Genomic DNA, 6,000 nt, shown 5'->3' with positions numbered 1-6,000 from the left:
ACCCCTCAGAGCCAAACCGTAACCCGGCCCACCAATCAGCATTCAGCCAATTTCCAGAGATTTCACTAGAACGAAGAACTTCGTCGCCAGCAGCGCCGCCGCCCTCGTCAGTGACCCGGCTTATACGGACCTCGCCCCAACTCGTCAACACCGCATCCTCACAAATCAGTCACAAAAATCATAAGTGTCTGATTTTAAAAAGGATATTTCTGCGTGTGTGAGCCGATTTCTATATGAAGAGATTAGAGGGCCATAACGATCTGCTCCTCAAGCAGCCAACATTTATGCGAGAAACGGAGACCGGATTTGATGGTACTGCCCGGAAATCTCCCAGATTTGCAGGCATGGCAGCGTGCTTATGTGGAGAGGTCGCCGCGATTCGGTGACGGGCGTTTGACTCTACCGCAATGTTTCGGCACATCTTCACGCAACGCTTCTTTCGTATGATGGAGAAGCGCATATAGGGATGACACTTAGGGTATGATGACCGCACGCAGCATGTTGCCCTCTTTGGGGAACGACGCGCCCATCCTTGCGGATGGTCGGCGCGCTCCCGACAGGCGGGAAATATCGCTGCGCTGGTTGTCCGGTACATTCCTGACCGGCATCACCTCGTCCATTCTTATGGGTGTTGCCCTGTTTGCGGCGCTGGACGGTCGCCAGCAACTGGCCATTCCTGCCGAAGCCTTCGGCGCTCTTCCGAGCCACGCCGACAAGGATCATGTCAGCCGCGGGAAACGCTTGCTTGCCAATACCATCATCGCCATGCCGACGGATCGCAAGGTGATGGAGGTTTCAACCATCGTGAAGGATGGCGTGAAGGAAGTCGTGCGTCGCCAACCCTTTTCGCATGTGAAGATGACGCTCGCGGCCAATCATGTCGCGCAGGATACCTACCCTCCCTTCGATCCTCTGACGATTTTTTCCAACGGCGATATCCAGCCGGACCCGGATGCCGCGGCCAATACAGGTGTAATCTACGGCTCCAATGTGGAATCCGAGGTCAGCCTGCAGATGACGCCGTTCCCGAACGGCAATGCCAATCTCGCCTATGCGCCGGGAATGACGCTGGAAGAGGTTGAAGAGAACGTTCGTAGCAACGGCTCCGTTCTCACCGACGGAAATTCCCAAGTTTCATCGCTCTACTATGTCGATCCGCAGCGCTTCGAGGCGACCGATCCGAACATTCAAACCGGCAATGGCATCTCCGCACGCGTGGTCGAGGAGAACATGTCAGTCTCCGAGCCGGAGCCGGTGACACCAAAGACACGCGATTATGCGGAGGACGTCATCCCGATCCGCCGTGCGGCTTCGATCGTCGATGCGATGGTGGCAGTCGGTTATCCCAAGCCACAGGCAGAGGAAATCGCCAGCCATCTTTCGGAGCAGATCGGCTCATCCGATCTACAGCAGGGGGATGTCCTGCGCGTTGGCCTGATCCAGGAAGGTGAGCTCGTTTCCATCATCCGCACGAGCCTCTACCGCCGCGGGCTACATCAGGCAACGATAGCCCTTGATGACCGCAAGCGCTTCGTCACGGGTCAGGAACCAATCCATCTGGACGCGGTGGCCACCGCTTTCAGCGACAGTTCCGTTCCGATCATTCAGGGACGTGACCTGCCCAGCGTCTATGATGCGATCTATCGCGCCTCTATTTCCTACGGCATGACCACCGATATGACGTCTCTGATGGTCAAGCTGCTGGCAAGTACCGTTGATCTGCAAGCGCAAGTGAAGCCCAACGACACGATAGAGGCCTTCTTTTCCGCTGCGGACGAAAAAGGGCGCGCAGGTCCCAATTCTGAACTTCTGTATGTGAACGCCCGCTTCGGCGATACATTTACGCGCTTCTACCGCTTCCAGAATGCCGACGACGGTTCGGTCGACTATTTCGATCAGGACGGCAAGAGCATCCGCCAGTTTCTGCTGCGCAACCCGGTTCCGAACGGCCGCATGACCTCCGGTTTTGGCATGCGCCGTCACCCGATCCTTGGCTATTCGCGCATGCACACCGGCACCGACTGGGCTGCATCTGTTGGAACGCCGATCATCGCGACAGGCAATGGCGTGGTGGAACGCGCCGGCTGGGCATCCGGCTATGGCAACCAGACGATCATTCGCCACGCCAACGGCTATGAAAGCTCCTACAACCACCAGAGCGCCATCGTGAAAACCGTGCGCGAAGGTGCCAAGATCACGCAAGGTCAGGTGATCGGCTATGTGGGATCGACCGGTTCATCCACCGGTGCCCACCTGCATTACGAATTGATCGTCAACGGCACCAAGGTGGATGCCATGAAAGTGCGCCTGCCGGGCGGCAAATCACTGACTGGCTCCGCGCTCGCAAGATTTCAGGATGAACGCAAGCGCATCGATGCCCTGCTGGTACCGACAGGACCGGATCAGGTCGCCAGCAAATGACTGTTCAATAACCTTCCAAACGCAAACGGCGGCCTTTCGACCGCCGTTTCTTCTTTGGTTGTCGCTTCGCTTATGCAGCTTCGGCCACATCCTTCTTCACATAGAACAGGAGGCGATCTGAGCCGGAGCTGACCTTGACGGTCGAGCCGTCAGAGATCTGCCCCCCTAGGATCTGTTCGGCCAACGGATCCTGGACATATTTCTGGATGACGCGCTTGAGGGGACGCGCGCCATAGACCGGATCGTAGCCCTTGTCGGCGAGCCATTCCCGCGCATCGTCGCCGAGCTCGATCGTGACCTTACGCTCTGCCAGAAGAGCCACCAACCGCTTCATCTGAATATCGACGATCGCGCCCATTTCGCTGCGACGCAGACGATGGAACAGGATGATCTCGTCCACCCGGTTGAGGAATTCCGGCCGGAAAGACGCCTTGACCACATCCATCACCTGATCGCGAACACTGTCGACATCCTGGTTCTCGCCGAGGCTCGTCAGATATTCCGCACCGAGGTTCGAGGTCATGATGATGATCGTGTTCTTGAAGTCGACCGTGCGCCCCTGCCCGTCCGTCAAGCGCCCGTCATCGAGCACCTGCAGAAGAACGTTGAACACGTCAGGATGCGCCTTCTCGATCTCGTCGAACAGCACGACCTGATAGGGCTTGCGACGGATCGCTTCCGTCAACGCACCACCTTCGTCATACCCGACATAGCCGGGAGGCGCGCCGATGAGACGCGAGACGGAATGCTTCTCCATGTATTCGGACATGTCCAGGCGAACCATCGCAGTTTCGTCATCGAACAGGAAGCGCGCCAGGGACTTGGTGAGCTCCGTCTTGCCGACGCCGGTGGGACCTAAGAAGATGAACGAGCCGATCGGACGGTTCGGGTCCTGCAGACCGGCACGCGAGCGGCGCACCGCCCGCGAAACGGCTTGGACTGCATCGCCTTGGCCGACAACGGACTTGGCCAGCTCGTCTTCCATACGCAGCAATTTTTCCCGCTCGCCTTCCAGCATCTTGTCGACCGGGATACCCGTCCAGCGTGATACCACATGGGCAATCGCATCCGGAGTGACGACCTCCTGCACCATGGAGGCGCCGGCGCCATCACGCTCTTCGGCATCCTTCAGCGCTTTTTCCAGGTTCGGAATGACGCCATAGGTCAACTCGCCGGCGCGCTGGTATTCACCAGAACGCTGGGCGATCGCTAGGTCATTGCGTGCTTCATCCAGCTGACGCTTCAAATCAGCAGCGAGGCCAAGCTTCTGTTTTTCAGCCTGCCACCGAGCCGTCAGGGCATCTGCCTGCTCCTCCAGCGAGGTCAACTCGCTTTCGAGGCGTAGCAAACGATCGGCGGAAGCCGAATCGGTTTCCTTCTTCAGCGCTTCCCGCTCAATCTTCAACTGAATGATGCGGCGATCCAGCTCGTCCAGTTCTTCCGGTTTCGAATCGACCTGCATGCGCAGGCGCGATGCCGCCTCATCCATCAGATCGATGGCCTTGTCCGGCAGGAAGCGGTCGGTGATGTAACGGTTGGAAAGCGTCGCAGCCGCAACAAGCGCGGAATCCGAGATCCGTACCTTGTGATGCTGCTCATACTTTTCCTTCAAGCCGCGCAGGATTGAAATCGTGTCCTCCACGGTCGGCTCGTCCACCATGACCGGCTGGAAACGACGGGCAAGCGCCGGGTCCTTTTCCACATGCTTGCGATATTCATCGAGCGTGGTCGCGCCCACGCAATGCAGTTCGCCACGGGCCAATGCAGGCTTCAGCAGGTTGGAGGCATCCATGGCCCCATCCGCCTTGCCGGCACCAACAAGCGTATGCATCTCATCGATGAACAGAATGATCTCGCCGTTTTCCGACTGCACCTCGTTCAGCACGCTCTTGAGGCGCTCTTCGAATTCGCCGCGATACTTCGCACCGGCGATCAGCGCACCCATGTCGAGCGCCATCAATTTCTTGTCTTTGAGGCTTTCCGGCACGTCTCCATTGACGATACGCAGCGCCAAGCCTTCGGCGATCGCCGTCTTGCCGACGCCGGGTTCACCGATCAGGACCGGATTGTTCTTGGTGCGGCGTGACAGAACCTGGATCGTACGGCGAATTTCGTCGTCGCGGCCGATGACAGGGTCCAGCTTGCCTTCGCGCGCTTCGGTCGTCAGGTCACGCGCAAACTTTTTCAGTGCGTCAAAACCCTGCTCTGCATTGGCGGTATCTGCCGTGCGGCCCTTGCGGATGTCGTTGATGACCTGGTTCAGTGCCTGCGGAGATACGCCCGCCTTCTTCAGCGAAGATGCGGTAGAAGCCGTGCTTTCAATGGCAAGAGCCAGAAGCAGTCGTTCGACGGTGACAAAACTGTCACCCGCCTTCTTGGCTGCATCTTCCGCCGTGGAAAAAACCTTTGCCAAGGGCTGCGACAGATAGACTGAGCCATTGCCGCCGGACACCTTGGGCAACTTCGCAAGCGCTGCATCATTGGCAAGCTTTGCTTCCTTGGCATTGCCGCCCGCGCGCTCGATCAGCGAGGACGCCATCCCCTGCTCGTCATCCAGCAACACCTTCAGAACATGTTCAGCAGTGAATTGCTGATGTCCCTCCGAAAGGGCATGGGTCTGAGCGGATTGCAGAAAGCCACGCACCCGTTCCGAGTATTTTTCGATATTCATAGTCTACCTCCATGAATCGCCCTGCCCTTTATAAGGCACAGACCGATGATTGAGATTGAGCTCCCTCAAAGGCGAGCCCTTGTGCCGGCGGTTCTTGTTCCCGTCCAACATCTTGGCCTCGATATGGGTTGGCCAATCCGGCCTTTAAAGAGGATGAAAACAAAAAGCCTCGGATGCGTGATCCGAGGCTTTCTGAACTGTTGGATATGAACAGGCACGCGCCTTTTGACGCTTACTCCGAAGCAGCCTCAACCAAGGCTGGCGCGGCATCAGACGCTGCGGCATCACCTTCGCCTTCCGCACTGCGGCGTGGACGACGCGGACGATTACCGGCATTACGGCGGCGCGGCTGGCGCTCGCGCGAAGCCGTTGCAGCACCCTCTTCCTCAATAGCGACTTCTGCAGGCGTTCCTTCGATAACCGGCTGCGGGCCACTGCCATCATCAATAACGGGCTGCGGTTCTGCTGCAATCGGCGCCGGCTGATGAACAGCAGGCTGCTGAGCAACTGCAACATCATCGCCATCGTTCATGTCGATGTCATCGCTATCGCGGTCGTTGAAGTCGTTGCGATCGTCGCGCTGGAAGCGTTCCTGCATCTGCGCCTGAGCAGCAGCAATGATGCGATTGTAATGCTCGGCATGCTGGAGATAGTTCTCAGCCATGACTCGGTCGCCAGCGCTTTGCGCATCTCGTGCCAAAGCAGAATATTTTTCTGCGATATGCTGCGCCGTACCACGGATTTTTACATCGGGACCAGAACTGTCGTAGGTCCTTGTCAGCGGATTGGAGCCTTTGCGGTTGAAGTTATTACCGCCACCACCGCCGCCGTTGTTGTTATTACCACGCCCCCGACCACGCTTGTTCTGCTGTCCTGGCCTCATCGATTCTTCACCTGAATTTTTCTGT

At 57.8% G+C, this 6,000-nt stretch carries 3 protein-coding genes; 1 reads left to right on the top strand and 2 read right to left on the bottom strand.

Features of this window, described 5'->3' with window-relative positions; genetic code table 11:
- Window positions 1-480: 480 nt before the first annotated feature.
- Window positions 481-2,421 (top strand): M23 family metallopeptidase, encoded by a 1,941-nt coding sequence (locus Q2T52_RS18865; RefSeq protein WP_302078366.1) that lies wholly within the window; start codon window positions 481-483, stop codon window positions 2,419-2,421.
- Window positions 2,422-2,491: 70 nt separating this feature from the next.
- Here the strand turns inward: Q2T52_RS18865 and clpB are convergent, their stop codons facing one another.
- Window positions 2,492-5,092 carry an ATP-dependent chaperone ClpB gene (clpB, locus tag Q2T52_RS18860; RefSeq protein ID WP_302078365.1) on the bottom strand — a complete coding sequence of 867 codons (2,601 nt, stop codon included), beginning with the start codon at window positions 5,090-5,092 and terminating at the stop codon, window positions 2,492-2,494.
- Window positions 5,093-5,324: 232 nt separating this feature from the next.
- Window positions 5,325-5,975, bottom strand: coding sequence for a DUF4167 domain-containing protein (locus Q2T52_RS18855; RefSeq protein WP_302078383.1), 651 nt, complete (start codon window positions 5,973-5,975; stop codon window positions 5,325-5,327).
- Window positions 5,976-6,000: the final 25 nt, after the last annotated feature.

The organism is Rhizobium oryzicola, assembly GCF_030504645.1.
In the GTDB taxonomy this organism is placed as follows: domain Bacteria; phylum Pseudomonadota; class Alphaproteobacteria; order Rhizobiales; family Rhizobiaceae; genus Neorhizobium; species Neorhizobium oryzicola.
Note: the sequence above shows the minus strand (reverse complement) of the source record. Positions and strands in the feature narration are given on the sequence as shown.